This is a genomic window from Vibrio sp. vnigr-6D03 (genome assembly GCF_002835515.1).
GTDB classification, from domain to species: domain Bacteria; phylum Pseudomonadota; class Gammaproteobacteria; order Enterobacterales; family Vibrionaceae; genus Vibrio; species Vibrio penaeicida.
The window spans coordinates 177,860-204,670 of record NZ_PIZL01000026.1 but is presented as its reverse complement, the minus strand read 5'-3'; the positions used below and the strand labels follow the sequence as shown (position 1 = coordinate 204,670).

General features: G+C 42.2%; 25 protein-coding genes. 15 read left to right on the top strand and 10 right to left on the bottom strand.

What is annotated here, in order from left to right:
• Nucleotides 1-109: 109 nt before the first annotated feature.
• Nucleotides 110-628, bottom strand: coding sequence for an NUDIX hydrolase (locus CW749_RS21520; RefSeq protein WP_101114441.1), 519 nt, complete (start codon nucleotides 626-628; stop codon nucleotides 110-112).
• Nucleotides 629-750: 122 nt separating this feature from the next.
• The gene (locus CW749_RS21515) at nucleotides 751-1,683 is read right to left on the bottom strand and encodes an exopolyphosphatase (RefSeq protein ID WP_101114440.1); all 933 of its coding nucleotides are present in this window, start codon (nucleotides 1,681-1,683) and stop codon (nucleotides 751-753) included.
• 274 nt (nucleotides 1,684-1,957) lie between these two features.
• Here CW749_RS21515 and CW749_RS21510 point away from each other — a divergent pair, with 274 nt between their 5' ends.
• Nucleotides 1,958-2,200 carry a DUF333 domain-containing protein gene (locus CW749_RS21510; protein WP_101114439.1) on the top strand — a complete coding sequence of 81 codons (243 nt, stop codon included), beginning with the start codon at nucleotides 1,958-1,960 and terminating at the stop codon, nucleotides 2,198-2,200.
• A gap of 82 nt (nucleotides 2,201-2,282) precedes the next feature.
• Here CW749_RS21510 and CW749_RS21505 read toward each other — a convergent pair whose 3' ends face one another.
• The 3 genes from CW749_RS21505 to CW749_RS28455 all read right to left on the bottom strand — a co-directional run bounded on the left by CW749_RS21505 (nucleotide 2,283) and on the right by CW749_RS28455 (nucleotide 3,987).
• Complete coding sequence (locus CW749_RS21505; protein WP_101114438.1) at nucleotides 2,283-3,155, bottom strand: YdcF family protein; 873 nt, start codon at nucleotides 3,153-3,155, stop codon at nucleotides 2,283-2,285.
• Nucleotides 3,156-3,229: 74 nt separating this feature from the next.
• The gene (locus CW749_RS21500) at nucleotides 3,230-3,634 is read right to left on the bottom strand and encodes an OsmC family protein (protein ID WP_101114437.1); all 405 of its coding nucleotides are present in this window, start codon (nucleotides 3,632-3,634) and stop codon (nucleotides 3,230-3,232) included.
• Nucleotides 3,635-3,654: 20 nt separating this feature from the next.
• Nucleotides 3,655-3,987, bottom strand: a complete 333-nt coding sequence (locus CW749_RS28455) for a hypothetical protein (protein ID WP_237322522.1) — start codon at nucleotides 3,985-3,987, stop codon at nucleotides 3,655-3,657.
• Between the two features lie 376 nt (nucleotides 3,988-4,363).
• Between CW749_RS28455 and CW749_RS21490 the strand changes: the two genes are divergently transcribed.
• Complete coding sequence (locus tag CW749_RS21490; protein WP_101114435.1) at nucleotides 4,364-4,576, top strand: hypothetical protein; 213 nt, start codon at nucleotides 4,364-4,366, stop codon at nucleotides 4,574-4,576.
• A 71-nt stretch (nucleotides 4,577-4,647) separates the two neighbouring features.
• Here CW749_RS21490 and CW749_RS21485 read toward each other — a convergent pair whose 3' ends face one another.
• Nucleotides 4,648-5,097 carry a GNAT family N-acetyltransferase gene (locus CW749_RS21485; RefSeq protein ID WP_101114434.1) on the bottom strand — a complete coding sequence of 150 codons (450 nt, stop codon included), beginning with the start codon at nucleotides 5,095-5,097 and terminating at the stop codon, nucleotides 4,648-4,650.
• A gap of 263 nt (nucleotides 5,098-5,360) precedes the next feature.
• Here CW749_RS21485 and CW749_RS21480 point away from each other — a divergent pair, with 263 nt between their 5' ends.
• On the top strand, nucleotides 5,361-6,461 hold the full coding sequence (locus tag CW749_RS21480; RefSeq protein WP_101114433.1) for a mechanosensitive ion channel family protein: 1,101 nt from the start codon (nucleotides 5,361-5,363) through the stop codon (nucleotides 6,459-6,461).
• A gap of 206 nt (nucleotides 6,462-6,667) precedes the next feature.
• Nucleotides 6,668-8,416 (top strand): formate--tetrahydrofolate ligase, encoded by a 1,749-nt coding sequence (locus CW749_RS21475; RefSeq protein ID WP_101114432.1) that lies wholly within the window; start codon nucleotides 6,668-6,670, stop codon nucleotides 8,414-8,416.
• Between the two features lie 169 nt (nucleotides 8,417-8,585).
• On the opposite strand, the gene CW749_RS21470 is transcribed toward CW749_RS21475, so the two are convergent.
• Entirely contained in the window at nucleotides 8,586-9,251 is a 666-nt protein-coding gene (locus tag CW749_RS21470; protein ID WP_101114431.1) for an OmpA family protein, read from the bottom strand.
• 270 nt (nucleotides 9,252-9,521) lie between these two features.
• Between CW749_RS21470 and CW749_RS21465 the strand changes: the two genes are divergently transcribed.
• The 3 genes from CW749_RS21465 (at nucleotide 9,522) to CW749_RS21455 (ending at nucleotide 13,019) form a co-directional block, all read left to right on the top strand.
• Nucleotides 9,522-10,145, top strand: a complete 624-nt coding sequence (locus CW749_RS21465) for a thiol:disulfide interchange protein DsbA/DsbL (RefSeq protein WP_101114430.1) — start codon at nucleotides 9,522-9,524, stop codon at nucleotides 10,143-10,145.
• Nucleotides 10,146-10,195: 50 nt separating this feature from the next.
• Nucleotides 10,196-10,669 carry an FKBP-type peptidyl-prolyl cis-trans isomerase gene (locus CW749_RS21460; RefSeq protein ID WP_101114429.1) on the top strand — a complete coding sequence of 158 codons (474 nt, stop codon included), beginning with the start codon at nucleotides 10,196-10,198 and terminating at the stop codon, nucleotides 10,667-10,669.
• Nucleotides 10,670-11,255: 586 nt separating this feature from the next.
• The gene (locus CW749_RS21455) at nucleotides 11,256-13,019 is read left to right on the top strand and encodes a methyl-accepting chemotaxis protein (RefSeq protein ID WP_101114474.1); all 1,764 of its coding nucleotides are present in this window, start codon (nucleotides 11,256-11,258) and stop codon (nucleotides 13,017-13,019) included.
• Between the two features lie 113 nt (nucleotides 13,020-13,132).
• Here CW749_RS21455 and folE read toward each other — a convergent pair whose 3' ends face one another.
• A complete protein-coding gene (gene folE / locus CW749_RS21450; RefSeq protein ID WP_101114428.1) occupies nucleotides 13,133-13,786 on the bottom strand; it encodes a GTP cyclohydrolase I FolE in 654 nt (217 codons plus the stop codon).
• A gap of 163 nt (nucleotides 13,787-13,949) precedes the next feature.
• Here folE and moeA point away from each other — a divergent pair, with 163 nt between their 5' ends.
• From moeA to CW749_RS21430, 4 genes are all read left to right on the top strand, one after another.
• Entirely contained in the window at nucleotides 13,950-15,188 is a 1,239-nt protein-coding gene (gene moeA, locus CW749_RS21445; RefSeq protein ID WP_101114427.1) for a molybdopterin molybdotransferase MoeA, read from the top strand.
• Nucleotides 15,189-15,202: 14 nt separating this feature from the next.
• Nucleotides 15,203-15,949, top strand: a complete 747-nt coding sequence (gene moeB / locus CW749_RS21440; RefSeq protein ID WP_101114426.1) for a molybdopterin-synthase adenylyltransferase MoeB — start codon at nucleotides 15,203-15,205, stop codon at nucleotides 15,947-15,949.
• A gap of 282 nt (nucleotides 15,950-16,231) precedes the next feature.
• Nucleotides 16,232-18,466, top strand: coding sequence for an LruC domain-containing protein (locus CW749_RS21435; RefSeq protein ID WP_101114425.1), 2,235 nt, complete (start codon nucleotides 16,232-16,234; stop codon nucleotides 18,464-18,466).
• Nucleotides 18,467-18,478: 12 nt separating this feature from the next.
• Nucleotides 18,479-18,934 (top strand): hypothetical protein, encoded by a 456-nt coding sequence (locus CW749_RS21430; RefSeq protein WP_101114424.1) that lies wholly within the window; start codon nucleotides 18,479-18,481, stop codon nucleotides 18,932-18,934.
• A 139-nt stretch (nucleotides 18,935-19,073) separates the two neighbouring features.
• On the opposite strand, the gene CW749_RS21425 is transcribed toward CW749_RS21430, so the two are convergent.
• Nucleotides 19,074-19,964 carry an MBL fold metallo-hydrolase gene (locus CW749_RS21425; RefSeq protein WP_237322520.1) on the bottom strand — a complete coding sequence of 297 codons (891 nt, stop codon included), beginning with the start codon at nucleotides 19,962-19,964 and terminating at the stop codon, nucleotides 19,074-19,076.
• Nucleotides 19,965-20,064: 100 nt separating this feature from the next.
• Here CW749_RS21425 and CW749_RS21420 point away from each other — a divergent pair, with 100 nt between their 5' ends.
• From CW749_RS21420 to CW749_RS21410, 3 genes are all read left to right on the top strand, one after another.
• Nucleotides 20,065-20,976: a LysR family transcriptional regulator gene (locus tag CW749_RS21420; protein ID WP_101114423.1), complete on the top strand. Its 912-nt coding sequence runs from the start codon at nucleotides 20,065-20,067 to the stop codon at nucleotides 20,974-20,976.
• Between the two features lie 88 nt (nucleotides 20,977-21,064).
• A complete protein-coding gene (locus CW749_RS21415) occupies nucleotides 21,065-21,901 on the top strand; it encodes a sulfurtransferase (protein WP_101114422.1) in 837 nt (278 codons plus the stop codon).
• 116 nt (nucleotides 21,902-22,017) lie between these two features.
• Nucleotides 22,018-24,327: an EAL domain-containing protein gene (locus CW749_RS21410; protein WP_101114421.1), complete on the top strand. Its 2,310-nt coding sequence runs from the start codon at nucleotides 22,018-22,020 to the stop codon at nucleotides 24,325-24,327.
• Nucleotides 24,328-24,420: 93 nt separating this feature from the next.
• Here the strand turns inward: CW749_RS21410 and CW749_RS21405 are convergent, their stop codons facing one another.
• Nucleotides 24,421-25,410 (bottom strand): sugar-binding transcriptional regulator, encoded by a 990-nt coding sequence (locus CW749_RS21405; protein WP_101114420.1) that lies wholly within the window; start codon nucleotides 25,408-25,410, stop codon nucleotides 24,421-24,423.
• Between the two features lie 409 nt (nucleotides 25,411-25,819).
• Between CW749_RS21405 and tal the strand changes: the two genes are divergently transcribed.
• Nucleotides 25,820-26,770, top strand: coding sequence for a transaldolase (tal, locus tag CW749_RS21400; RefSeq protein ID WP_101114419.1), 951 nt, complete (start codon nucleotides 25,820-25,822; stop codon nucleotides 26,768-26,770).
• Nucleotides 26,771-26,811 lie beyond the last annotated feature (41 nt).

Sequence of the window (26,811 nt, the reverse complement as noted above, 5' to 3'; positions counted from 1 at the left end):
TAAAGGAGGTAGCTTCTTAAAGTCTCAGAATGGATGAATATCAGAAGAGTATCGATCTATCAAAGAATGATGCTAAATCGATAACCTAGAATTTAACTGAAAAGGAGGCTTATATAAGTTCCTTGGCAATAAGGTGCAATAGATAGGTTTCGCGCTCTATGCTCATGCCTTTTTTGTCGCTTTCAGCCATTGTTCGTTCGTTGTGTGCAATGGCTTCGTGGATATTCATCCATACCGCCTTCATCCCATTCTTGATTTCATATTCTTCATAGTTTGTTTCCCCAAGTTGGTCGTCAACTTTACAGGTGTAACAGTATGAAATCATGTGAACGATATCCGCATCATCTTTGTACCATGGTCGGAACTCTTCATAGATACCATAAGGCTTAACGTTACGGATGTTCTGAGCACCTGTTTCTTCTTCCAGCTCTCGAACCATTCCAGCAATAATATCTTCACCTTCGTCCAAACCGCCACCAGGTATGGTGTAGTCATGATATCTCTCGGTATAGAGCATAAGGATGTCTTCACCACGTAAAACAATAGCTCTCGCTGCATTTCTATTAAATATCACTTTATCGTCGAGATGATCGATATCAGGGTGACGCGTTGTTCTTAAATGTCTCATATTATCGCTGATTATTTGACTTCAGCGCGGAGTGTAACGGTGGAGGGATAAAAAGAAAAGCTTTGCTATGCGCAAAGCTTTTTTTGAGTTTCGGTTATCAAGTTGTACTGGATATTGAAAAGTTAGCCATCAGCATTGATGGTTGCAATAAGCTCTTTCTCGACAGATTCAGCACTATTAACCGCGATCTGGCATGTGCCCGCCGCTTGGTGCCCACCACCGCCATACTTAAGCATCAACTCGCCAACATTTGTTTTAGAACCGCGATCGAAGATGGATTTTCCTGTAGCGAAAACAATGTTCTGCTTCTGGAAGCCCCACATTTTATGAATTGAAATATTACACTGTGGATACAGTGCATATATGAGGAATCGGTTTCCTGCGAAAATTACATCTTCGTTGGTGAGATCGAGCAAAATCAAATTCTCGTGCACCGTAGCGCATCGCTGGATTTGATCCTGAAATTTAATGTTGTGCTCGCGATAAAGGTCAATACGCTCACTCACATCTGGTAAAGCTAGTATCTCTTCGATTGTGTGATTCTTACAATAATCGATCAGATCCATCATGAGGTTATAGTTTGAAATCCTAAACTCGCGGAATCTACCGAGACCAGTACGCGCATCCATTAAGAAGTTGAGTAAGTTCCAACCTTGAGCATCAATAACTTCATCACGCGTAAACTGTGCTGAATCGCCTTTATCAACCGCCACCATCATGTCGTTCCATGATGCTGGAAATACTTTTTCACCACCATAATGCTCCCAAACCACACGTGCAGCCGATGGTGCATCTGGATCAATAATATGATTTGGTCTATCACCAGTGTTTCTTATGGTTTCCGACAAGTGGTGATCGAACACCAAATGCGCGTTATGAACATAAGGCAAGTTAGTTACGATATCGTTGCTTGATATTTCTACAATCCCGTCTTGCATGTCTTTTGGATGTACGAATTTAATATCATCAATTAAATCCAACTTCTTCAAAAGTACTGCACAAACCAATCCATCGAAGTCACTACGGGTTACAAGCCGAAATTTTTTCTCAGACATTTTTGCTTTCCTTGCCTGTTATTGAACATATACCAATGCCAAACTTTCATTAATTTGACATAATACCTATTTCAAATTCACGGTAAACTACGTATAGTTTGCTGAAGCGGCATCGAAGTATTCTAGGCTTCACTTTTAACTCGAAACAGCAAGCGTTTATCGACTTTGAAACTAAATATCACTGTTAATATAGACCCCTTCAACTGTTTTTTCCGCTACTGAGATTACATTTCTAAGAAATTACCATTTATTATCAGATTTTTAGGAGCCAAACATGTTTAAGAACACTCTAATTTTTGCTTTATGCTCAGGAGCTCTGTTAACCGGGTGCGCTGAAAAAAATAATAGTCGTGACAAAGGTGCTGCCTTATCGATGGCGAACCCTGCCTCTGAGTTTTGTGTAGAGCAAGGCGGTAAAGTAAATATTGTTGATACAAAAGACGGACAAATTGGCTATTGTGAATTTGAAGACGGGACGAGCATTGAGGAATGGGAATATTTTCGCAACAACAGCTAGGCTGCGTTTTATATAGGTAACTTAAACCCAAGTACCCACACGGTAATTGGTTCAGCGAGAAAGGGATTTCCTATGATGTACCTTAACGCTTCCACCAGCGTTCATCGTTCATAAGCTCAGGATCGAGCATTCTGTTTAGCATACTTAAATTCACGTCTAATACTCCTAACACTTCTCGAACAGTATGTGGGGCTAGAGTCATTTCAGTTTCCTTAACCGCGCGTTCGATTAACTCCAAAACAGAAAGTACGATACTTTGATTCCTGTGGGTCGCTATTTCGCGAGCTTGCTTGAGTGAGCTAAACGCAATACTTAATGGTATCTTTTGAACTTCTTTCAGTGGTCTAACAATACTATTTGCGTAAACGCCTTCAAGGAAGACGCGATAAGTGGTTAATCGCTCAACTTGTAAAAAGAGTTTTGCATTGTCATGCTCCTGAGCATATGGATAGCGAACAGCAACATGCTTATCGATACAGTAAGGGATGCTTAATTTTATCCCTTCAGTCAAGCAGCGTTTTTGTAGCTCTTTCAGCAAACCTTGCTCATCAATCAATTCTTGTATTTCAAAAATACGTTCCAAGTGATAGTCGTTTGAAACTAAGACCAATTGAATTTCTTCGTTACTTTTGAAGGCTCCACACTCAATCAAAATCGAAGAGAGCATTTGAATGTTCTCTACCGTACTGGTTGAGTTGTTCTCAACTAATATCTCACTAATGACAGGAAGTTTTACGCCCAAAGACGCTGCTTTAAAGTACTGATGCATCTCTTCTGCTTCAGAACTCTGATTACCGTGAGTGACCCCTCCACAAAAGCTGATCACTATTTTTTTATCGGTGTTGTTTAATGATTGCAGAAATTGAACTAATCCCTCGACCCGAGAGCGAGACTCAAGAGTAAGTTGGTTATTTACTAGGCGCTTACCTAGAACCACTATCAAAAGTTTTTGCATGCTTTACCGAATAACTAGGGAATGTTGACCTTAGGTGAGGCTGCTTACGTTGTGTAAGCAGCCATGGGAATCTATTAAGCTGGTATGATTTCGAAGCTGTGCGTCATCTCGATTCCGGCACCAAGCATAAGGCAAACGGAACAATACTTTTCCAAAGAATCGGAGACTACTTTTGCGACAAGTGACTCATCAAGATCATATCCAGTAACTTTGAAATGAATGTGAATTTCGGTAAAGAGCTTAGGCGCACTATCTCTTCTTTCGGATCTGATTTCGGCTGCACAATCTGTGATTTTTTGATTCTTAGACTTCAACCCATCAACTACGTCGACTGAACTGCATCCGCCTGACGCCATTAACACAACTTCCATCGGACTCGGAGCGTGTTCACCCCCATTGCCGTCCATCACAAGTGAATGCCCGGAATTAGACGTGCCTAGAAATTTGAATCCATCAATCCACTTTACTTCTGCTTTCATTTTCATTCTCTTTGATTTTATCAAGCCACTAAGGCAACTTTTCTTTCCAGCGTTTTTATCATGCTATCGGCGGTACTGGAAGAGTCATTTAACCCTTTTATCAATACCATAAAGTATAAATCCATCAGCACACTCGATTTTAGACCATCAAATTCAGGTTGCTTTGAATAGAGGCGCTCCTGAAACTCTACGATTTGAGCTTCGATGCGCTCTGGTTGCCAGATCAATTCTCTAAAAATCTCTATAGAGAATTCGCGGTTATCTAGGTAGTAGCGATATAAATATCTCGCATAATGGACGAGTCTTTCTGAAGGTTCAGATTGTGTGTCGCTGGCTGAGGCTTCTTTCAACACACAAGCAACTCTCTCCTGTATGCCCGCAGTCAACAAATCATATTTTGTAGGGAAATGAGAGAAAACGGTACCATTTGCCACTCCAGCCCTTTCTGATATCTGGCGTGTGGTTGTTGCTGTGTATGAACATTCCTCGAACAATGTCCATGCACACGACAGTATATGATTTCTCGTACGCTCTCTCTTAGACTCTTTTTGCAAACTTACACACCTTCAAATATACGCGGCTCTTCAGACCACCATTCACTGCACCTATTTTGCCGTTTTTCTGCCACATTGCGCAATTCAATTACATGCCTTTTTCTAAATTAACTTGATTTTTGAGCGCGCTCAATTTAATTTATGAGCGTGCTCATTTTTAATTAGAGAGAATAGTATGGAATTGATAAAGCGACTGATGATGTTTGCGGTATATGTGCCCTTTCAAATGGCATTTAGCTATTTAATGGCTCCAATACTGGCAACCATACTTTTATTTGGAGGGATGGGGTTTCTATTCGTTATATTGGGGTACGAAGATGGTGTGAAAGTGTTTCTTAAATCCATGAAACAGCGTCAGGTTCGCCAGAAAGAGAAGCTGGTTTCTTAAAGGCTCTTGACCTTCAGTGATTGCGTTTTGTATTCGCTATGGAATTTTTATTACAGTGCAGGTATCGCGCCTCAAACAAAGGGCAACTGTTTGGTGCATGAAAGCCAGTTTCTAATATGGCGACCATAAGCGTTGCCTTCATTACTTGTATAAACAGATTTATCGCAAAAAGCGGCAACATCCCTTCGCTCCCTCAGTTCTTCTAACATTTTACATACCACACGCTTTGCCATTAGCACAGAATATCTCTTCCCTCGGTATTCAGGTTGAATAAAAACATAATGGATTTGATAGAAGTAAACGGGACATCCGCTATAACGCTCACTATCGACAATATCTGTCCAATACGAGCAATACCCTATTGGTTTTCCCTGTTCAGAAAAAAGCAGCAACACGCGAAACATGTCTTGCTCTAATGACTGACGAAAGCGTTTTTTACAGACCATACTAAAATGATCAAAAGCCGAATGCGTGACGGCGTCACACATTAATTCCTCACCCAATGGATTGATACTAACCATGTATTATTGACTCTTATTTGATAATCCACTCGTTTAATATTCGTACATGATCTCAAGTTTTCAAGCTAGAAACGTAGTTTGCTTACCTCACTGGTTGAGCCGCTTTTTAATTAAGCCTACAATCAACCACCTGCACTACCTGATGGCATGACTAAGTTACATACCTTGCGCCGCGATTAAGATGTTGAACTAAAAAAATTCAAACGCGAAAGGTAAACAAACCCTAATAGAAATGCCAAATATTGAACCTAATGGAAAAATCGATGGACAACCTAGCAAGCTCAATCACTCAACAATTTCATTTGTTAGAACAAACTTGGTTTGGCGATGTGGTCATAATGACAAGCATAAGTTTGGTTGCTTGGATCGCTTGGCGCATAATTTATTCACGAATTGAGTCACTCGCCTCTAAAACACAAAACCGTTGGGACGACGCAATCGTTCATTCATTAAAAACGCCCGTTAGCGCGCTAATTTGGGGCTGGCCAGCCATGGTTTCTATCGGGCTCATTTTACAAACGTACCTAGAGAGCTCTTTAAACTGGCTAGAAACCTTGAAAATGTTGCTGGGAATTGCAATAGCCGTCTGGATTGTGCTGCGCCTCATTACCAATGTTGAAGATGAAGTACTCTCTCAGAAAAAACGAGACGAAACCACCGTGCAAGCGATAGCAAAAGTCGCACGTTTAGCATTTATCATCATGGGTGTTCTTTCGGTAATGCAAAGCCTAGGGCTAAGTCTTTCGGGCTTGCTCACCTTTGGTGGCGTAGGTGGTTTGATTGCAGGTTTAGCTGCCAAAGATCTCCTTTCAAACTTTTTTGGCGGCATGATGATTTACTTCGATCGCCCATTTAAAGTTGGCGACTGGGTGCGTTCACCAGACAGACAAATCGAAGGCACTGTAGAGAGAATTGGGTGGCGCATGACCATAATTCGTACGTTCGATAAACGTCCTCTTTATGTACCAAATTCGGTATTCAGCAATATTGTCGTAGAAAACCCGTCTCGAATGCTAAACCGCCGGATTTACGAAAATATCGGATTACGCTACGACGATACAAAGAAAGTGGATGCGATCATCACAGATGTAAAATCTATGCTTCAAAACCACCCGGACATTGATACCAGCCAAACACTGATTGTTAACTTCAACGCCTTTGGTGCGTCATCTTTGGACTTTTTTGTGTACACCTTTACTAAAACCGTGAATTGGGTTCGCTTCCATGAAGTAAAACAAGACGTTCTTCTAGAGATAATGGCAATCATCCATAAACACGATGCCGATGTCGCGTACCCTACCCAAACGTTAAAAATTGATGCGCCCGACGCGCCGTTCCTTCAAAGCAACCAGAGCACAGATTAGAAGTACTCTCTAACGTCAACTCACTAAAACAGCGAAATATTCTTCTTATTGTTTCGCTGTTTCCAGAGGCAAATTCCACTGTTTATTCCTACCACCTTCGCGCTACAATCCCCTACTAGTAAAAAGGCTTTACAAAGATAAATTGCAAGGTATATTCCCTGCGCAAACGTTTACGTCACTAGTTTCACGCCTTAAAGGGGATTTAAATGCTAAGCGACATCGAAATCTGTCGAACGACTCCGCTTTCTTCTATCGACACTGTTGCATTCAACGCCGGATTATCCAAAACCGAATATACACCTCATGGTAAACACAAAGCGAAAGTATCGCTTGATGCCCTTAACCGCCTAGCTGATCACCCTGAAGGTAAATTAGTTGTCGTTACTGCGATTACACCTACACCACTTGGCGAAGGAAAGACCGTTACAACCATCGGGTTATCTCAAGGTTTAGCAAAAGTTGGGCAATCTGTAATGGCGTGTATCCGACAGCCTTCTATGGGGCCAGTGTTTGGTGTTAAAGGGGGCGCAGCCGGTGGCGGTTATAGCCAAGTCGGGCCGATGGAAGAGCTTAACCTGCATTTAACCGGTGACATTCACGCAGTGACAGCCGCACACAACCTAGCGGCAGCAGCCCTTGATGCGCGGATTTATCATGAACAACGCTTAGGTTATGAGCTGTTCTCTGAACGAAATGATTTAAAGGCTCTGAAGATAGACCCCAAACGCGTTGTGTGGCGCAGGGTCATGGATCATAACGACCGTGCATTACGAATGGTCACTGTTGGTCAAAACGAAGTAGACAAAACAATCAATGGGTATGAAAGGCAGGATGGCTTTGATATCTCCGCAGCTTCAGAGTTAATGGCTATCTTGGCGTTAGCATCGGATCTAAAAGATCTACGTAAAAGAATTGGGAACATCGTGCTCGCCTATGATTTAAATGGTGAACCCATTACAGCAGAAGACTTAAACGTTGCTGGAGCGATGACGGTAACGATGCGTGAAGCCATTGAGCCAACGATGATGCAAACATTGGAAGGTGTTCCTACACTCATTCACGCTGGTCCATTTGCCAATATTGCACATGGTAACTCATCCATTATTGCAGACAGAATTGCTACTCGCCTTGCCGATTACACCATAACAGAAGGCGGTTTTGGTTCAGATATGGGGTTTGAGAAAGCCTGTAATATCAAAGCAAACACATCCGGTAAGTCACCCGATTGTACTGTAATCGTTGCGACTCTTCGCGGTTTAAAAGCCAATTCAGGCTTATATGACTTGAGACCAGGTCAACCATTACCAGATTCAATCTTTAATGAAGACGCTGCTGCTTTAGAAGCCGGTTTCGACAACCTAAAATGGCACTTAAATAATGTGGCAAAGTATGGCGTACCCGCAGTCGTTGCCATTAATCGCTTTCCACAAGATTCTGAAGATGAACTCAATACACTAGCACTCTTGGTTCAAGCCCATTTCCCTAATGTTAAAGTCGCCATCAGCGATGCCTTCTCTCAAGGTGGAAACGGAGCCGTTGAACTCGCCAACGCAGTGGTTTCTGTTTGTGAAACAGACGCACAGTTTTCTCCTCTATATAGCTTAGAGCAAACGCTTGAAGAAAAAGTTATGGCAATCACTGAGGTAGGATACGGTGCTGGACAAGTAACACTTTCAGATACGGCAAAGCGCCAGTTAACTCAGTTTAAAGAACAAGGATTTGATGGGCTCGCCGTATGCATGGCTAAAACCCCACTATCTATATCCACAGACGCTTCCGTTAAAGGTGCACCCGCAGGATTTAACGTCGACATTAGGGAATTTAAGCTTTGTGCCGGTGCAGGTTTCATTTACGCACTGTGCGGTAACGTGATGACGATGCCCGGTCTGCCTGAGAAACCGGCATTTATGAACTTAGACATCGATGAAGAAGGTAATATTATAGGGTTAAGCTAACTGGCTAGTTGGGTTCGAGTTAAATAGAAAAAGGCAACGTAATGTTGCCTTTTTCATTGTCGCTAATTTTTTCTTTGCTGCTAAATTGCGCTCGTATTCAATATTTTCGCTCATCTTGTGTAAGCCGCATCTTATGTATGCCACTCTCGCGAATGGTTGAATCACGCCATCATTTGTCCGTTATAAACATCAACTCAACACGTCGATTACATGCCATTCCTTGCTTAGATAAGTTGGAACATGAAGGCATGTGCTTCCCATATCCGCGGGTGTAAACATTTGAAGCGGGAACTTGCTCTCGAGTGAGTAGGATTTTCACCTGCATGGCGCGCTTGTCCGACAGCGAATCGTTGATCCTATTGCTTCCAGTGCTATCAGTATGGCCATCTATCACCGTTTTGATTGTTGGTTGTGATGCCAGAAATCGACCGAGACCTGATAACCAATATTGTGAAGTATCCGTAACCAGCGCAGATCCTGTTCTAAAGTGGATTTTTTTGTCGAGTTTAATAACCGGATGTTGCCCTGGAACAACGTTGTACCCAATTCCATTCTGGTCCATATAAGCCATCAGGTTTTGGATATCAGACATGTTTTTGCGACCTGTTGGACTCCTAACAGGTGAAGGGCTTCTTACAGAAGAAGGGGCAGCCTGACGTTGGACATATTCCATGCGAGTTGTTGGCTGTTCGATCTCCTCTTCTCCCCAATCAGGGTAGATGAGTTCCGCCTCCGAACGAGGAGCCGTTTCTAACAGATTAGGTGGCTTAAGCGCGGTACACCCACTCAGGGTTCCCAACAGCAGAATGAAAGCCAGATTGAAATGTCTTGTCATAAGGCTACTAATTGCTCTAATTCAAAATGGTGCTGATTAGCGTTTGTTAGCTTAAAAACATAGAGTCAAAGGACTCAACAGAAATAGGCAAACGCATACAGGTTACAATATCTTTATCGGCTGGCAGCTAAAATCTTTAGAAAAATCTACCTAATGCAGCGCTGCCTTTCATTGTTCCTTAGATCGAATACGTTTACCTAGTAAATTTTAGTATGTCCGAAGGGAATTTTCTTCTACTATACTCGCCACAATTTCGAACGACCTATCATTATGCTTAAACGTTTCTATTCTTACATTTCACTTTTGTTCGCTTCTGTCGCACTTGTTGCATGTACCGATGACGGAGTACCGAAGCAAGGCACTCATTTTGAATTACTGCCGGCAGCGCTGAGCTCCGATCTCGTTTCCCCTGTTACTGAGGTGTTCTCTTTAAATTGTGGTCACTGCAGAAGTATGGAGAAATTTCTACCCGAGATTGAGTCTGAACTTTCAGAGAAGATTGGCAAAGTTCACGTCACCTTCAACGAAAGCGCTCAAATAGGCGCACTCATTTATTACGCCGCAGAAATGCAGTTGGATACAACGCCAGATCATCAAATGATGGATGAACTATTTGCAGCAGCACAAATGGGGAAAGGGTTTACTCAAGATGAAATTAAACAAGCCACAGAGAAAGTGTTTACTTCTCGCGGTTTGATTAGCCCTTACGATTTCAACGAAGAGCAGCAAAAAACTTTGTTTGAACACATTTCTAACGCAGAAACAGTAACTCACCAAGCTCAAATCAATGCTGTTCCAACGTTTATTATCAGTGGCAAATATCAAGTTGTTACGTCTGGACACAAAGATGTCAAAGACATTGCCAAAACGATAAATTATCTTCTAACTCTTTAGGGTCTAATGCCCTCATAGAATTCAGCTATTTCCAATCAAAGGGAGCCATTGTGTCTAAGTTAGTTTTTCCGATCATTATTTTTGTCCTTGCCGCCTTTTTCATCTATCGCACGTGGACAAACCATAAAGCGTCAGATGCCAATTTCAAACTGGGTCAAGACTTCTTAATGCAAAACGAACAGAGAGACGGTGTAAAAACAACCGAAACCGGTTTGCAATATGAAGTAATTACCGCTGGTAGTGGCGAAATAAACCCAACAGCAACTAGCCAAGTAAAAGTGCATTACCACGGCACATTGATTGACGGTACGGTATTTGATAGTTCCGTTGATCGTGGAGAGCCAATCTCCTTTCCTTTAAATAGAGTCATTAAAGGTTGGCAAGAAGGCGTTCAGCTAATGGTTGTTGGCGACAAATATCGATTTTATATCCCGAGTAACCTTGCCTACGGGAAAAATGGGTCTGGTCCTATTCCACCAGCGGCAACACTGATCTTTGAAGTGGAATTGCTCTCCATTAACTAAGAGTACTTATTTACTTTGTTGCTACGCTCTAAGAACAAACTTGCTCGTCCAATTGCTCTTCCAAAATTGACGATGCGAGTTGGGGTATGTTTCAAGAGCTGAAGGCATTCAAGTGCGTTAATGTACAACTATTGAACAAGCCGCCCTATTGGGCGGTTTTTCTTTACCTGTCAAATATTTCCTTCCATTGTTCGAGACAAAACACTTATCTAGATTAAAAAAATAATTGATAAGAAACATTAAAGAAAAATTACAAATAGTCGATATAATTGTTACCAGATAGGGAATTGATTTAAACAAGGATTTTATATAATGAACTTAATTGAATATTCTCATTAGTGAAACGCTCATATGAAAATGAGAAACATTATTAAGAACCCATTCATAATATTTCTTCTAACGGGTTTCAAACACAACGTCTTTTATGCACCCTTTTAAAACAATGAGTTAAACCTCTTAATATAAATGTAACGTAAATGTCACATTTATTTGTAGCAGAAGTCTCATTTCTAAATTAACTTTATGAATATTAGTGATAAATAAATCTATCATTAATTATACTTATATCAATAGAAGAAGAATGCTTATGAATATTAAGTCTCGACTAGTACTTTTAGGATTGGTTTCAATCCTTGGCGTTGCGACAATTTTAGGTGTATCTACCATTTCAAGTAAAAATGTAGGTGATTTAAGCGCTGCTAGAACGCAACTATCAGACCTACAAGTCAGCCTGCTGATGCTGAGAAGAAACGAGAAAGATTTCCTTCTTCGCAAAGATGTGAAGTATCTTGATAAATTCAATAAAAACGCAGACAATTTTCTAGCAATTAACGCTCAAATTGCGTCGACTCTTAAAAATTATGACATCCCCTACCCTAATCAACTTATTGCAGATTTGGATACCTATAAGAAGAGCTTTAGTAACATGGTTTCTTCTTTCAAGACCTTGGGTCTAAAGGAAACTGAAGGGTTGCTGGGTAACTTCAATGCGGAATACGACCGTCTGTTCGATGCATCAGACGACATGGGTAAACTTGCTTTAGATACCTTTCATCATGCCATTTTACAAGGCAAGTATGACCCTTCTCTCCTTGGAAACTATGGCAGTAACGAGCTGAAAAACTCTGCGCAAAAAGTAGTGAGTCAATTGGAAGTTATTGGTCTTAAATACAATGTCGGTATGCTTGGTCAAGTGCGTGCCGGATCGCATAAGATTGAGAAACAATTTAAAGCGTCTGCAGAAATTCTCAAAACAGGTGTTGCAGCATACGAAGAGAAAAACATGCAAATTAAATGGGGGATCTCGTTTTTTATTATCCTCATTATTGTCGGTGCTGTTACCCAGATTTCCCTATCCATCAATACAATGATGAATAAGCTTCTTACGACAATTCAGGAAATCTCCGAAACCAACAATATAGGTATGCGTGTCGATATCAATGGTAAAAGCGAACTTTCAGAATTAGGTAAGCACTTTAACCACTTACTTGAAAGTATTGAGAAGCTCGTTTCTGGTTCTCAAATTAAATCCAAAGCATTGTTTAGCAGCACCGAAAGTATGCACTCTCAACTTCAAGGTGTGATTGAACAATTTGATACTCAAGCAGAACATACAACATCAATGGCGACGTCTGTACAGGAAATGGTATCTACGATCAGTGAGATTTCCGAAAGTACTGCGGTTGCCGCTGAAGGTGTTAACCAAGCGGCAAACAATGCGAGATCAGGTAGAGATGTTGTAAGCAGCACAGTTGATAACATCAATGGTCTTTCCGGTACGTTAGCAAATAGCCAAGCTTCCATAACTTCGCTTAACCAACACGTAGACCAGATTGGCGGCGCTGTTGTTATGATTCAAGAAATAGCGGAGCAAACTAACTTATTGGCACTAAACGCTGCCATTGAAGCGGCGCGTGCAGGTGAGCAAGGTCGTGGATTTGCGGTTGTAGCCGACGAAGTAAGAGCTCTCGCTAGCCGTACTCACCAATCGACTGAGGAAATCACCTCTGTGGTTACAGCAATTCAGTCTCAGATGTCCACAGTAGTCACAGACATTGAAACGTGTAATGCGCAAGGTGAGCAAACGAAGCAATATTCACAAACACTGGATGATAGCTTTACTCAAATAATCAGTGACATGGATACAATACAAAGTAATTCAGAACGTATTGCCTCTGCGATAGAAGAACAAGGTATTGTAATGAATCAAGTCAGTGGTTCGATTACTGAGTTGCAAGCCATTTCAGACAACAATATCCATTCTGCAAAACAATGTATGGAAGAAGTTGATGGTGTATCTAGCCAAGCTCACGAAATGGATGAAGCAGTAGCCCAGTTTAAAACAAGGTAACTGTCGTTCAAACCCAACAAAAAACCCAGCATTACGCTGGGTTTTTTATGTTAAGGACACTAATTAGTGGCAGTATTTCAAAACGTTCACCTAAGCAAACCTTGCAAAAAAACTTACCTCAAACCATGAAGGAATTCATGTCGAGTTGCTGGATTCGATTTGAATATCCCACCAAGTGCCGTAGTAGTCGTTTCGCTGGTTGCGTCCATGACTCCACGAGACTTCACACAGTAATGTACTGCATCCATAGTAATGGCAACATCGTCAGTTTCGAGTAATGTTTGAAGAGCAACAAGTACTTGCTGTGTCATACGTTCTTGCACCTGAGGGCGCTGCGCGAAGAAACGAACAATGCGATTGATTTTAGACAAACCAATAATTTTCTTGCGCGGAATGTAAGCCACTGCTGCCTTACCATCGATGGTAACTAAATGATGCTCACAGGTACTTGTTACGGTGATGTCTTTTACACGCACCATTTCACTGCAAGCCATTTTGTTTTCGATCACTGTGATTTTTGGGAAGTTCTTATAGTCTAATCCTGAAAACACTTCATCAACGTACATTTTAGCAATTCGACGCGGCGTTTCTTCAAGGCTATCATCAGAGAGATCCAGTTCAAGAAGTTGAAGAATTTCACGCATATGATTTTCAATACGCGCTTTTTTCTCTTCGCGACTCACTTCGTTTGGCAACATTGGAGTCTCAATGCCCTTCTCTACTAGCGCTTTCTGAACTAACAGTGCTGATTCACTCAAACCAGGCATGTTTACTTCTCCCATGCAATCTTTTACCCCTTTTGGATGGGTGACAAGCATACTCGTATTTTGGAATAATTACACCCATATTTTGAGCGAGGTTACTGGGGTCAAACCCTTAACTATGCTATTGTTCCGCAAATAGTTAAGAATAAAAAATGGGGTAATTTATATGGGTTGTTGTGACGCGCCGGGTCTGATGCCAATCGAAGATGCAATGAACAAAATGCTGGGCTCTGTGTCCCCCTTAACCAGAACTCAAACTATGTCTATTGCCGATGCGTGTGGGTTTGTTTTAGCTGAACCCATTCATTCTCCAATCCATGTTCCCCCTTTCCACAATTCTGCAATGGACGGCTACGCTATCCGCCGAGCGGATATGTCTCAAAACGCAATCATGCCCGTGTCGGGCAAATCATTTGCCGGGCAACCTTTTGTCGGCCATTGGGACAAAGGTGGCTGCATTCGAATCATGACAGGTGCAGAAATACCTGAAGGTTGCGATGCCGTTATCATGCAAGAAAACACGCAGGTACTTGAAAACGGCGCTGTAGAATTTCTGCAAACCGATGTAGAACTGAATAACAACATCCGCCCAATAGGCGAAGACATTCGCCAAGGTGATTTAGTTCTTGAATCAGGGCATCGATTAACCCCTAGAGATATCCCAATGATCGCCTCGTTAGGCATCGCGAATGTCGGCGTATTTGAAAAACCAAAAGTGGCATTCTTTTCGACAGGCGACGAGCTTAAAACCGTCGGTACTAAGTTAGAAGCTGGGCAGATATACGACAGCAATCGGTACGGTATAAAAGAACTCATTTTAAATTTTGGCTGTGACGCCATAGATTTGGGCATTATTCCTGATTGCCCAGAAACATTAAAATCAACATTCATTCATGCGCAACAACAAGCGGATGTTGTCGTCACCTCAGGGGGTGTCAGTGTAGGTGAAGCGGATTATACAAAAGACATTTTAGAAGAATTAGGTGAAATCGGATTTTGGAAACTGGCTATCAAACCTGGAAAGCCATTTGCTTACGGGAAATTAGACAGCGCCTATTTTTGTGGTCTTCCAGGCAACCCTGTTTCAGCTATGCTTACCATGTATGTTCTTGTGCAGCCTTTACTCGCTAAGATCGCAGGTCATTCTCAATGGCAAGCACCTGAATCCATACCCGCTATCACTCGTTCACGCTTTAAAAAGTCCCCTGGTAGAACCGATTATCAGCGAGCTATTTACAGTATCGAAAATGGTCAGTTCTTCGTTGAATCAACAGGAAACCAAAGCTCTGGTGCATTTCGTTCCATGAGTTTGTCCAATTGCTTTGCCGTTTTGGAACGTGACCGAAGCACGGTAGAACAAGGCGAAACCGTTCAGATTCAGCTATTTAACCAAACATTATACTAAGATTAAGAGACACCATGGATATTCTTACCGACAGCGAAATGCTTCGCTATAACCGCCAAATTATTTTGAAGAATTTTGATTTTGACGGCCAGGAAGCTCTCAAGCTCTCTTCGATTCTTATTCTTGGAGCTGGGGGACTAGGCTGCGCTGCCTCTCAGTACCTTGCTACTGCCGGTATCGGAAACATTACTTTAATCGATGATGATCAAGTCGAGCTTTCTAACTTACAGCGTCAGGTGCTCCATACAGACGAAGACATTGGGCTTGATAAAGTAAAATCCGCAAAATCTTCGTTAGAAAAATTGAATCCACATACTCGTGTTCAAGCCATAAACAAAAGACTTGGTGATGAGGATCTTGCTGAATTAGTAGCATCTCACACGGTTGTGCTGGATTGCAGTGACAACGTCACTACTAGGAATCAACTTAATCAACTCTGCTACAAATCTAAAACCCCTTTAATTTCTGGTGCTGCAATACGAATGGAAGGGCTTGTCTCTGTTTTCACTTACCAAGAAAATGATGCCTGCTATGAATGCTTGAGTGCGTTGTTTGGCGATCAAGCCCTCACATGTGTCGAAGCCGGCATTATGGCGCCAGTAGTGGGTATTATTGGCGCAACTCAGTCGTTAGAAGCGATCAAGGTCATCTCCAACTACGGAAAACCTTGTGTTGGAAAACTCCTCACTTTTGACGCTCTTTCTCTTTCTTGGAGAGAAATGAAACTCGCGAAAAGCCCAAATTGCAGTACTTGTAATTAGACGCTGTGGTTTTGGAAAGCAATATGGCTTATTGACGCTTTAACATGTCTTTTATGCTACAACACCGCTATCGATTTTAACTATTTACCCTTCACTTTATCGCGCTCTTTTCTGAGTGCGACAAGGTTAAATTTCTCAATATGACGAAAAGCTCGTTCAATCTGACTACACATTTGAGAAACGTAAAACCTCTTAATTAATTTTTCTTATTTATCAATACTATAAATATGGCATGTTGTTTGTATAACACTGATTACCTATTTGGCTCAAAGGGTAATCGATATGAAAAAAAGACTTGTGAGTACGCTGACACTTGCAATCATAGGCACACTGCCTACCTATACCTCTGCAAGTACTGTCACCTCTTTTGATACCTGCCCAAGCAAAGCATTTTTATTTCAGAGCGAGCCTATTGAGGTTTGGGGGGTAAACCTTGTTACGGGGTCAACCGAACAGTTAAACACCTCAAACTCATACGCAGGAAATATCAATGGTGTCGGATTTGATTTTGGGTTCGCAGAGGGTGAAGACGAGTCTGCGGGAACCGATAAACGCTTCATTTACGGCTATGACACAAAAGATATGAAAATAGTGCGTGTCGGGAAAAACTACAACGTACAGGTGCTCAATGTAACTGGGCTGCCATCAAACACATTTTTTGTCGGTGACGTGTACAACCGAACCTATTACCTTTATCGAAAAAATGTTGGATTATACAAAATAGACTTAACACCACTCGACTCCGACCCTAATGCCACTCTCTCTTTGGATCTTGTTTCTGCCAACTCTACAGTTAACTTAACCGATTTTGCTTTCCACCCTGGGAACGGCAAGCTTTACGGTGTCGATAATAATACAGGGAAACTCCACGAGTTTGCGACTGATGGAAGCGGAACGATTTCAGAAATCGGAGATGTTGGTCAATTAGGAACCTTTGGTGCTGGATACTTTGACGTCGATGGCTACTACTACGTATCACGAAATTCAGATGTGATGTCGGATGGTGAAGTTATTCGTGAAGGTGGGAAAATTTATCGAATTGATCTTACGCTCGATGGAAATGGTGACATTGACCCTAGCGGCATAACCGCTGTCGATTTTGCAAGTGGTCCTACATCCAATCAGAATGATGGGGCTCGTTGTGCTAATGCACCTATTATCGGAACAGATTCAGGTATAGATTTTGGTGATGCGCCAGACGCCTACTCTACTCTTTTAGCCTCTAACGGTCCAAGGCATGAGATTGACGGCACAACATGGATGGGCGTATCAACACCAGATGGTGATGCCGATGCCGCTCAATCTCCGAGTTCAGATAACACTATTGAAACTGCTGATGAAGACGGCGTTGGTTTCGTTACTTCTATTGAACCGGGTCTAGACAGCGTCATTACGGTTTACGCCTCGACGTCAGGTACATTGAATGCTTGGATGGATTGGGAAGGAAACAATCAATTTACCGACTCCTACGACCAAATTATTACAGACTATTCGTTAACCGCAGGGCTAAACACTATTGTGCTCTCCGCACCTATCACAGCCGTTGCGGGTTCCTCATGGTCGCGCTTCCGCTTTAGCCAACAAAGTGGGCTCGGCTATTTTGGCGGCTCAACATCAGGCGAGGTGGAAGATCATATCATCACTATTTCAGACGTAGATACTCGCGAGGAGTTTTTCCCGTCGAATGAAGGGTATGTCACATTAGCGTACGAAGATAACTGGCCAGAAACCGCCGACTATGACATGAACGACTTTGTCGCCCGTTATCAGATAAAGCAGACTCTCAAAACCATCAGTGGTACAGAGTACGTTGCTAAATCAGTCATTAAAGGAACACTTGATGCAGTAGGCGCTAGCTACCGAAGCGGATTTGCAGTCAATATCCCTGGAATCGACAATTCGAATATTGATACGACAAAGACACGCTTGTACCACAATGGCTCGCTTGTCGACTTCGATACGCTAGAGAGCTCTGAAACGACAGAAACAACATTCATCATTATCGAGAATGCACGCGATGCTCAAGTCAACAGCTGCTCGTACTTTAGAACAGTGAAGGATTGTCGTGAAGACGTGGCATTGGAATTTGAACTTCATGTTAGCTACGTTGACCCCACTCTAAATGGTTCAATCGCTGCCATGCCATACAAACCCTTTATTTTTGGTACACCAGGGTATCCTCATGGCTCGGTTTTCAATACACCACCAGGACGTAGTCTAGAAATTCACTTACCGGATAACGCACCAACAAGTAAGTTTGATACCAGTTTCTTCGATTTGCCAGGGGAAGACGATAGCAACACAGAAACAGGGAAATACTATAAAACAAGTAATAACCTGCCATGGGCAATCATGCTTTTCGAAGATGCGGAAGTAGACACTCAATGGATCTGGCCAACAGAAGGCACCGACCTATTAGAAGCCTATCCTAACTTCCAGCATTACACCGAAAACGGTGGTAACACACACACAGATTGGTTCGAAGCGGCAAATGCCGTTGCTGCGAAATGTTACTAAGGGAGAAATGACATGAAAAACATTAGCTTATCTATTCTATTGGGTCTTTCTCTTACCGCCTGTGGAGGAGGCGGCGGAGGTAGTACAGGTGGAGGAAGTGCCGCTACACCAGCTCCCGATGATTCTCAAACCGCGACACCAAGTGTTAAAACTAAAGACTTGGTTGCGCCTGAAGGGTTTGATTATGACCCGATTGAAAACAGAAATGTCGCAATAGATATATCATCGACTTCTATCGCTAGAGCTTATCTTTCAATCTATCGGAATTATCACACATTAAGTGACGGTACATTGCTACCAGATTACGGAAGCAGAATTGTTGCCATGCCACTCAAAGATGGAAAAGCCGATCTATCTGTCATTATTTCTGACAGCTCGAACGACTTGCTCGGAGAGATTTGGTTTTATGACGGTAGCGCACCACTCCAAACACGATTTTATGCGTCACAATCGACATGGAGCTGGTAATGGCTGAGGCTGCAGTCTTTAGGGTCGAAAGACACTAAAACTCCCCAACGAAATGACGCAAAGAAAATAAGCGACACTTTGCGTCATTTCACCCTTTATACCTTTATACCCAAGTATCTAAGCAGACTTGGGTATTTCTTTACCAAGTGCGCTCGCCCATTGCGACTTGAGAGCCCAGCTCTAACGTGAATCCTTTCCCAAATTCTGGGTACTGTTTGTCCATTTTAGCAATCACTTCTTTGCTGTCTTTACTTGAACCGACCGCTTTTTCAAAATGATTCAAATATTGCTGTGTAAAATCGACAGACGACATCGAGAATTCAACACCTTTTGTCGCATGCCCAGGTACAACAACTTCTGGTTTTAGGTCTTTAATTGATTTAAGCGCTTGCTTCCATAGATCGCGTGACGCTGGTGTCGGCGTATCTGCCATCCAAACGTGCTCTCCGCCAACAACATTGATACCACCAACGACTGCTTTTATTTTTGGAATCCAAACATAACTGCGCGCTTTATATTCCTTGTCTAGCCCTTCGATACTCAGCTTGTGCCCTTCGAGTAAGATTTCGTTTCCATCCAATACAGACGGGATGACTGGATGAGATGGGGCATTCATACCCAACTCTGGTCCCCAAACAGACAGCTTGCCATTCAATTTTTTCGCTATTGCGTTTGCTGTAGACTCAGTTGAAACGATATCTGCGTTAGGGAAGGCTTCTTTAATCACCTCCAAACCAAAGTAGTAATCTGGGTCACTGTGGCTGACATACACTGTTTTGAGCTCTTTTCCGAGGTCCAGAATATCAGCAACTAATCTGTGAGCGTCAGATTGTTTAAATAACCCATCAATGAGCACGGCTTCTTTTTCGCCAGTGACCAACACAGACTTTACATTGAAGCTGTCTTCTCCAGCATTAAATACATGAAGTTGAAGCGGCTTAGTATCGCCTATCAATTCCAATTCAGCATTGGCGCCAAAAGAAACTGAAGCAAGAAGTATGGAAGTCGCGAGCAATTGTTGTTTCATCATATGTTCTCTCTATAAGTGTGCTCACAGTTTATCGTTCCAAATAAACGAATAAATAGACCAATAAATACATCTGTGTTACATAAAATAGAACAATGGAGAAATGAATGTGAAAGGCGTTGGTCGGGATTTATTTAAGCTAGTGGTGTTTGCCCATGTCGTTCGGACAGGGTCATTTACTAAAGCAGCGGATACGTTGGAGATAAGCCGATCGGTTGTAAGCAAACATATCGATGATTTAGAAGACAGCTTGTCTGTTCGTCTATTAAACAGAACAACCCGAACCGTTGGTCTGACGGATGTTGGCAAGATGATTTATCAACATGCTGAAAACATCATTGGCGAATACAGTGAAATTTCTTCACGCTCAAACAGTGAACATACTGCCATTAGCGGCAGTGTAAGAATTAGCATGGCTGTCGACTTCGGCGCGACAACTTTAACGCCGATTCTTGCCGAAATTAAACGTTCGCATCCATCGTTACATATGGAGATCATATTTGATAACCGAACGGTAAATTTGCTCGAAGATAACATTGATATCGCTATACGAGTCGGTTGGCTAAAACAAGAGAACTATCCGGTTAGAAAAATAGGCTCTACTGAACACTGGATATGCGCTTCCTCTTCTTTTGAAAAAGAATCGGAAAACTTAACCCCTAACTCCTTAGTGAAATTGCCTTGGATACAGAACAGTCAACTCTCTAAGCAAATCGCATTTACGACACCAGAACAAAGTAAAGTTATCAGCGAACCTGCCGCTACAATGACATGCAACACAGCCCAAGCAACCCGTTTGATGGTACTAGAAAGCCTCGGGTTAAGTTTGTTTCCAGCGTTCTATGTGCATGAAGACGTAGAAAGCGGGCGCATGATAAGAATGCTAAAAGAATACACACTAAGACCGGTTGATATATTCGCTATTTTTCCTGCCCACCCAATTCCTTTTAAATCTAGGTTCTTGGTTGACACTATTGCAGAAAAGCTTCGAAAACTGCCGATGATAGCTGCTTAATACGAAAGATATTCTCACATTCATACGCATACAGGTTTTCACATATAACGAGAGCCTGTGATTCGCTTAACTTCAAGGAAAGATCGTCATGACAAAAGCTTTGGTAACACCCTCTTGGCTAGAAAATAAATTAACCAGCGATAAAGTGGTCGTGCTCGATGCCAGCCTAGATCTCATGATACCAGGAGCACCAGAGCCTGCGCACGCTGGTTTTATTCCTGATTCGCTTCGATTTGACTACGACAAAGTCATTTACGATAAACAATCTCCTCTTCCGCATATGATGCCAACTGAAGAAGAATTTCAGCACCATATTCGTTCGCTGGGCATCGATCAGGACACTACTGTCGTCGTTTACGATCAAGCTGGTACTTATGCCTCGCCAAGAGCTTGGTGGATGTTTAAAGCCATGGGGTTTAATTCAGTTTACTTGTTAGAGGGTGGACTTAGAGCTTGGATAAACTCTGGATACAGAACAGTGTGCTCACTGTCGAATCCAACGCATTATGGTAATGCTACAGCGAAACTAAACGCAAATTTCGTCTATGGCTCACGTGACATGCTAAGTGCGATCTCTAAAGAAAACCATTACACCTTTGATGCAAGACCAAGAGCTCGTTACGAAGGAAAAATCAAAGAACCTCGTGAAGGAGTTAGATCAGGACATATTCCAGGCTCTCATAGTTTGCCTTTTCAAGAAGTGATGAATGGTATTTTCCTTAAACCCGTTAGTGAGCTGACTCATCTATTTAATAAATGGAATTTAAATTCGGATAGTACGCTTATCTTTAGCTGCGGATCAGGTGTTACGGCTGCTATTTTAGCGGTTGCTGCTTATGAATCAGGATATGATAATTTTTCCGTCTACGATGGTTCATGGACAGAGTGGGGTCAGTCGATTGAGCTTCCTATTGAAGTTGGGTAAGCTCTCAAAAATAGTAACAAAACATAACAATTGAGTGACAACTCAATTGTTATTTGGATAATCCAACTTTCCTGCGAATAGTCGCTGTATCGTAACAAGGAAGTCAAAAAGTAGTAATGGCAGACTTAAAAAGGAACATATGGACGTTATATAGGCTGCTTGCATTGATAAGCAGTGTGATATTTCTGTTCATTGCTTGGCAACAGTGGCAGAAAGTTGAGCGTTCGCATTCCCAAGAGCAATATAACGCAGTTCAGATTTTTACCACTGGCATAACGTCACTCCTAAACAATCAAGAAATGGTGCTTGATGTACTGGGCGATCGGTTGCTTTCTGAAAATAACTATCAAAGCAAAGATGCAGGTCAGGAATGGTTAGACAGTTTGCTCACCATCAACAACAACATTGCAGCTTTTGGTCTGTCAGATCCTTACGGCAATATTCGATTAGTCAGCTCTAATCTGAGTATGTTTGCGCAACCTAACCTTTTAGAACAAGACAATACTCGTGAATCCTTCGCTAAAACGCTAGCCAGTGACTCAATGGTGCTAGGAAGAACCTATTACAAAGAAGATATTGATGAGTTTATTCTGCCAATAAGAAAGTCCATTCGTGACAGCTCTGGAAACGTACTTGCGGTAATGACAGCAGGTCTTCAACTCGATAGAACCACACTGTTCAACATCAGGCTTCACGACAGTTTCGAACACAAAATTGGCGTTATAAGAGACGATTATTACGTCCAGTTCATGACTGCCTCACATAACACCGATATTGACTACACTACCCCTATCTCAGAATTATTTTTTGATAACTTGATTCACAGCGTGACGACATCTAATTCTCTCAAGCTGAATGAACTTAAAACCAAGGGCATTCCTACCGTTGGTTATGCATTAGATCAAGAAAACCCAGCACTTTACGCAATCCAATACATTCCTAGATTCAATATTTGGACAGTATCAGAAATCGACTTGCGTCATATCGCTTATGAATACCTTGGAATCATGGCAATTTACCTCGTCATATTTATGTCTATTCAAGCGATTTTCTATCTATTTGTTCGCTCAATAGACAAGCATGAAAAGGATCGCCATGAGGAACTTCTTTTCCAAGCAAATCATGACCCTCTAACTCGTCTTCCAAACCGTCATTTCCTGCGCTCTCATATCCATCGTTGGCTCAGACCAACTGCCCCACCATTTTCAATCTTGTTCATGGATATGGATAACTTTAAAAATGTGAATGACAGTTCTGGGCATGATCATGGTGACAAAGTTTTGCAAGAAATTTCTTCGCGACTTTCGGACGCCACAGATGAACAAGCACTTTTGATCCGAGAAAGTGGTGACGAATTCATCATAGTAACGTCGATGACTGACCACTATGAGCTTAATCGATTTGCCAACAACATCATCCATAACTTGTCCAAGCCATACGAAATTGATCAATGCAGCTTTATATTGGGTTGCAGTATCGGTATCGCACAGTATCCAGAACATGGTACTAGCCTCGATACGCTTTTGCGTTGCGCGGATATTGCCATGTACGACGCAAAGACACGACGCAACTCATTAAGCTTTTTTACTGAGTCGATGCAAAGCAGTTACCTGCATTCAGTTAGGCTAGAACAACGCTTGCGCCAAGCGATACAGCAAAACCAACTGTATATGGTTTATCAGCCTCAGTTTAATGCTCAGGGCAACCTACACGGCGTAGAAGCGCTCGTCCGATGGAACGATGATGAGCTAGGATTTGTGCCACCAGACAAGTTTATCTCCATAGCGGAATCATGTGGTTTAATGCCAACACTGGGTCAGTTGATCATTGATACAACGTTGGCGGAAATGGGCAAATTGCAAAAGCAGCTTGGATACGATTTCCAAGTCTCGATTAACATATCCGTCCGTCAGATTACCCAAGATGACTTTTTGGATAAGTTGATACTCTCTATTCAGACTCAACGTTTCAATCAGCGTAATATTACTTTAGAAATTACGGAAAACCTCTTTATCGAAGATCTGGATATTGTTCGCCCTGTTTGCGACAGTTTGAATAAATTAGGCGTGGGTATTTCTCTCGACGATTTCGGTACCGGTTATTCTTCTTTAAGTATGTTGGGAGAACTGCCTTTCCATGAAATCAAGATTGATAAAGGGTTTATCGATAACATTTTAACCTGCACAAAATCGCTTAAGATGGTTCAAAACATTATTTCTATCGGTAAAAACTTCGATATGCAGGTTTTAGCGGAAGGGGTTGAATACGCAAAGCATGAAGCAGTACTGAAGGAGTGTGGTTGCGATCTATTCCAAGGCTACCTTTACGCGAAGCCAATGCCAGTAAGCGCCCTTGCTGCATTTGTTGAGCCGTATGGTCTTCAGCATCAGCAAAACCTTTCCCAAAGCCAAACCGACGTAGCGTAAACCTTATGAATGACTAAAAGCAAAGAACAAATCTATGCTCTATTCTTTGCTCTTTGTATATTTCTAACTCAAACAATCTTCTGCTGCATCGTATTATTTTTCAATAACGTTCATTTGCTCATCAAGGTTTAGTACTGTTAGAGCAGTACTTACGGTAGTGGCGATAACATCAACCACACCAGTTCTAAGTGCACCGAGTAAAGCAAGAGGCTTACTGTTCTCCGCAGCAATAGCGATAACATCGCTTATGGGGCGGAACTCTTCTAGGTTAAGCCCAATAACCCGATCACTCATAACCGTATTAGCCGAGTTTCCCTGCACATCAAAGAAGTCATAACCAGCAAAATCGCCCACGACACCTTGGTGTAAACGAGCTTGCACAACTTCTTCTGCCGTAAACCACCCCAAGTCCACCATATAGCTATTTTCGCTCATGTCGCCAATACCAACGAGCGCAACATCTGCCTTACGTGCCAAATCTAACGTTTGCTTTACCGTGCTATTTTCCATGAACGCTATTTTTTGCGCTTTGGTTTCTGCGTAGGCTGGCGCGTAAAGTGTTTCCGAAGAACCACCGTATTTTTTGGCTAGTTGTCGACAAATATGGTCTGCATTAAATTTACCGCCTCTAGGGTGAATGCCCCCTATTCCGCAAACAAACTTACAATCTCTTGGTGATATCACACCGATATGATGCGCAACGGCCGATACATTTCGCCCTTGCCCTACCGTTATAACGGTTCCGTTCTTGAGTGTGTTGTTTAGGTAATTTGAGACCAAACCAGCAACTTGAAGGCGTTGAAGTTCTTCTGTCGGCTGGTCGAGCGCAATCAATGCCCTCTTAACGCCAAATCTTTCAACTAACCTTTGTTCTATTTTCGCGCTAAAAACAGGGTGGTACTTCACTGTTATTTCAACAATGCCTTCGTCTCGTGCTTGTTTAAGCATACGTCCGACTTTTGCACGAGAAATAGAAAACTTCTTAGAAATTTCCTCTTGAGTTGCCCCATCCTGGTAATAGGCTACCGAAATCTCTGTCAGTAAATCGCTATTTTCTGAGTTGATGTCATTTTTTGCGGTCATAATTCAATTGGTCCGGTCCAAAAGTGGTGTGTAGAATAATAATTCCTGCTCTAAAGAGCAAACTTTTGATCAACACCGTTACATTTTCTCAGCGTGACTTTTGAGTGCTTTCGAGTTTATTTTTAGAGCTGTTGAATCAGGCAAACGTTTAATTATTTAGTGGTTGTGAGATAAATTACGTTTCGCTGATTTTTCTGTATTGTGACATCAATCAATGATTGACTTTGATCGCTGATCGATTAAATATGGCTACATCATTTACTCACTCATCGAGCATATGTTCATGACAAATGTTCGCTGAGCAAAAAACGTTTAAAGTGGGCGGAATTTGGATTCACCTTTCGCCTGACTTGCTTGCAATTTAGTGCGCGTAAATAGTCTATCGCGCCCAAGAAATAGGATGATCGTAATGAGCAATAAGTTAGAGCAACTTCGTAAACTCACCACTGTAGTCGCTGATACGGGCGAAATTGAAGCTATCAAGAAGTACCAGCCAGAAGACGCAACAACCAACCCTTCTCTAATTCTTAAAGCAGCTCAAATTGCAGAGTACGCACCTCTGATTGACCAAGCGATCGATTACGCTAAAACTCAAAGCTCAGACAAAGCGCAACAAGTTCAAGACGCTTGTGACATGCTTGCTGTAAATATCGGTAAAGAAATCCTAACGACTATTCCTGGTCGTATCTCAACAGAAGTAGATGCTCGCCTTTCATACGACACAGAAGGCAGTGTTGCAAAAGCTCGTCAGCTTATCAAAATGTACAACGATGCAGGCATCACAAATGATCGCATCCTGATCAAACTTGCATCTACTTGGGAAGGTATCCGCGCAGCAGAAATTCTTGAGAAAGAAGGCATCAACTGTAACCTTACGCTTCTGTTCTCTTTCGCTCAGGCTCGTGCGTGTGCTGAAGCAGGTGTTTTCCTTATTTCTCCATTCGTGGGTCGCATCATGGATTGGTACAAGGCAAAAGAAGGTCGTGACTTCGAAGCATCTGAAGATCCAGGCGTTGTTTCTGTAACAAGCATCTACAACTACTACAAAGAATACGGCTACAAGACTGTTGTGATGGGCGCAAGCTTCCGTAACATCGGTGAGATTCTTGAGCTAGCAGGTTGTGACCGTTTGACTATCGCGCCAGCACTGCTTGCAGAGCTAGAAGCAGCAGAGGGCGACGTTGTTGAGAAGCTGGTTGATTCAAACGGTTCGAAAGAACGCCCTGCAGCACTTAACCACGCTGATTTCCTATGGGATCACAACCAAGACGCAATGGCTGTAGAAAAACTAGCAGAAGGCATCCGTAACTTCGCTATCGACCAAGGTAAGCTAGAAGCGATGATTGAAGCCAAGCTTTAATCCAATACTAATTCAAACCTAGGGGAACGTTTTCGTTCCCC

Bases quoted from the DNA above. Each gene is read 5' to 3' on its own strand.
- CW749_RS21520 (WP_101114441.1), bottom strand. From the start codon at position 628: ATGAGACATTTAAGAACAACGCGTCACCCTGATATCGATCATCTCGAC.
- CW749_RS21515 (WP_101114440.1), bottom strand. From the start codon at position 1,683: ATGTCTGAGAAAAAATTTCGGCTTGTAACCCGTAGTGACTTCGATGGA.
- CW749_RS21510 (WP_101114439.1), top strand. From the start codon at position 1,958: ATGTTTAAGAACACTCTAATTTTTGCTTTATGCTCAGGAGCTCTGTTA.
- CW749_RS21505 (WP_101114438.1), bottom strand. From the start codon at position 3,155: ATGCAAAAACTTTTGATAGTGGTTCTAGGTAAGCGCCTAGTAAATAAC.
- CW749_RS21500 (WP_101114437.1), bottom strand. From the start codon at position 3,634: ATGAAAGCAGAAGTAAAGTGGATTGATGGATTCAAATTTCTAGGCACG.
- CW749_RS21490 (WP_101114435.1), top strand. From the start codon at position 4,364: ATGGAATTGATAAAGCGACTGATGATGTTTGCGGTATATGTGCCCTTT.
- CW749_RS21485 (WP_101114434.1), bottom strand. From the start codon at position 5,097: ATGGTTAGTATCAATCCATTGGGTGAGGAATTAATGTGTGACGCCGTC.
- CW749_RS21480 (WP_101114433.1), top strand. From the start codon at position 5,361: ATGGACAACCTAGCAAGCTCAATCACTCAACAATTTCATTTGTTAGAA.
- CW749_RS21475 (WP_101114432.1), top strand. From the start codon at position 6,668: ATGCTAAGCGACATCGAAATCTGTCGAACGACTCCGCTTTCTTCTATC.
- CW749_RS21470 (WP_101114431.1), bottom strand. From the start codon at position 9,251: ATGACAAGACATTTCAATCTGGCTTTCATTCTGCTGTTGGGAACCCTG.
- CW749_RS21465 (WP_101114430.1), top strand. From the start codon at position 9,522: ATGCTTAAACGTTTCTATTCTTACATTTCACTTTTGTTCGCTTCTGTC.
- CW749_RS21455 (WP_101114474.1), top strand. From the start codon at position 11,256: ATGAATATTAAGTCTCGACTAGTACTTTTAGGATTGGTTTCAATCCTT.
- folE (WP_101114428.1), bottom strand. From the start codon at position 13,786: ATGCCTGGTTTGAGTGAATCAGCACTGTTAGTTCAGAAAGCGCTAGTA.
- moeA (WP_101114427.1), top strand. From the start codon at position 13,950: ATGGGTTGTTGTGACGCGCCGGGTCTGATGCCAATCGAAGATGCAATG.
- moeB (WP_101114426.1), top strand. From the start codon at position 15,203: ATGGATATTCTTACCGACAGCGAAATGCTTCGCTATAACCGCCAAATT.
- CW749_RS21435 (WP_101114425.1), top strand. From the start codon at position 16,232: ATGAAAAAAAGACTTGTGAGTACGCTGACACTTGCAATCATAGGCACA.
- CW749_RS21430 (WP_101114424.1), top strand. From the start codon at position 18,479: ATGAAAAACATTAGCTTATCTATTCTATTGGGTCTTTCTCTTACCGCC.
- CW749_RS21425 (WP_237322520.1), bottom strand. From the start codon at position 19,964: ATGATGAAACAACAATTGCTCGCGACTTCCATACTTCTTGCTTCAGTT.
- CW749_RS21420 (WP_101114423.1), top strand. From the start codon at position 20,065: ATGAATGTGAAAGGCGTTGGTCGGGATTTATTTAAGCTAGTGGTGTTT.
- CW749_RS21415 (WP_101114422.1), top strand. From the start codon at position 21,065: ATGACAAAAGCTTTGGTAACACCCTCTTGGCTAGAAAATAAATTAACC.
- CW749_RS21410 (WP_101114421.1), top strand. From the start codon at position 22,018: ATGGCAGACTTAAAAAGGAACATATGGACGTTATATAGGCTGCTTGCA.
- CW749_RS21405 (WP_101114420.1), bottom strand. From the start codon at position 25,410: ATGACCGCAAAAAATGACATCAACTCAGAAAATAGCGATTTACTGACA.
- tal (WP_101114419.1), top strand. From the start codon at position 25,820: ATGAGCAATAAGTTAGAGCAACTTCGTAAACTCACCACTGTAGTCGCT.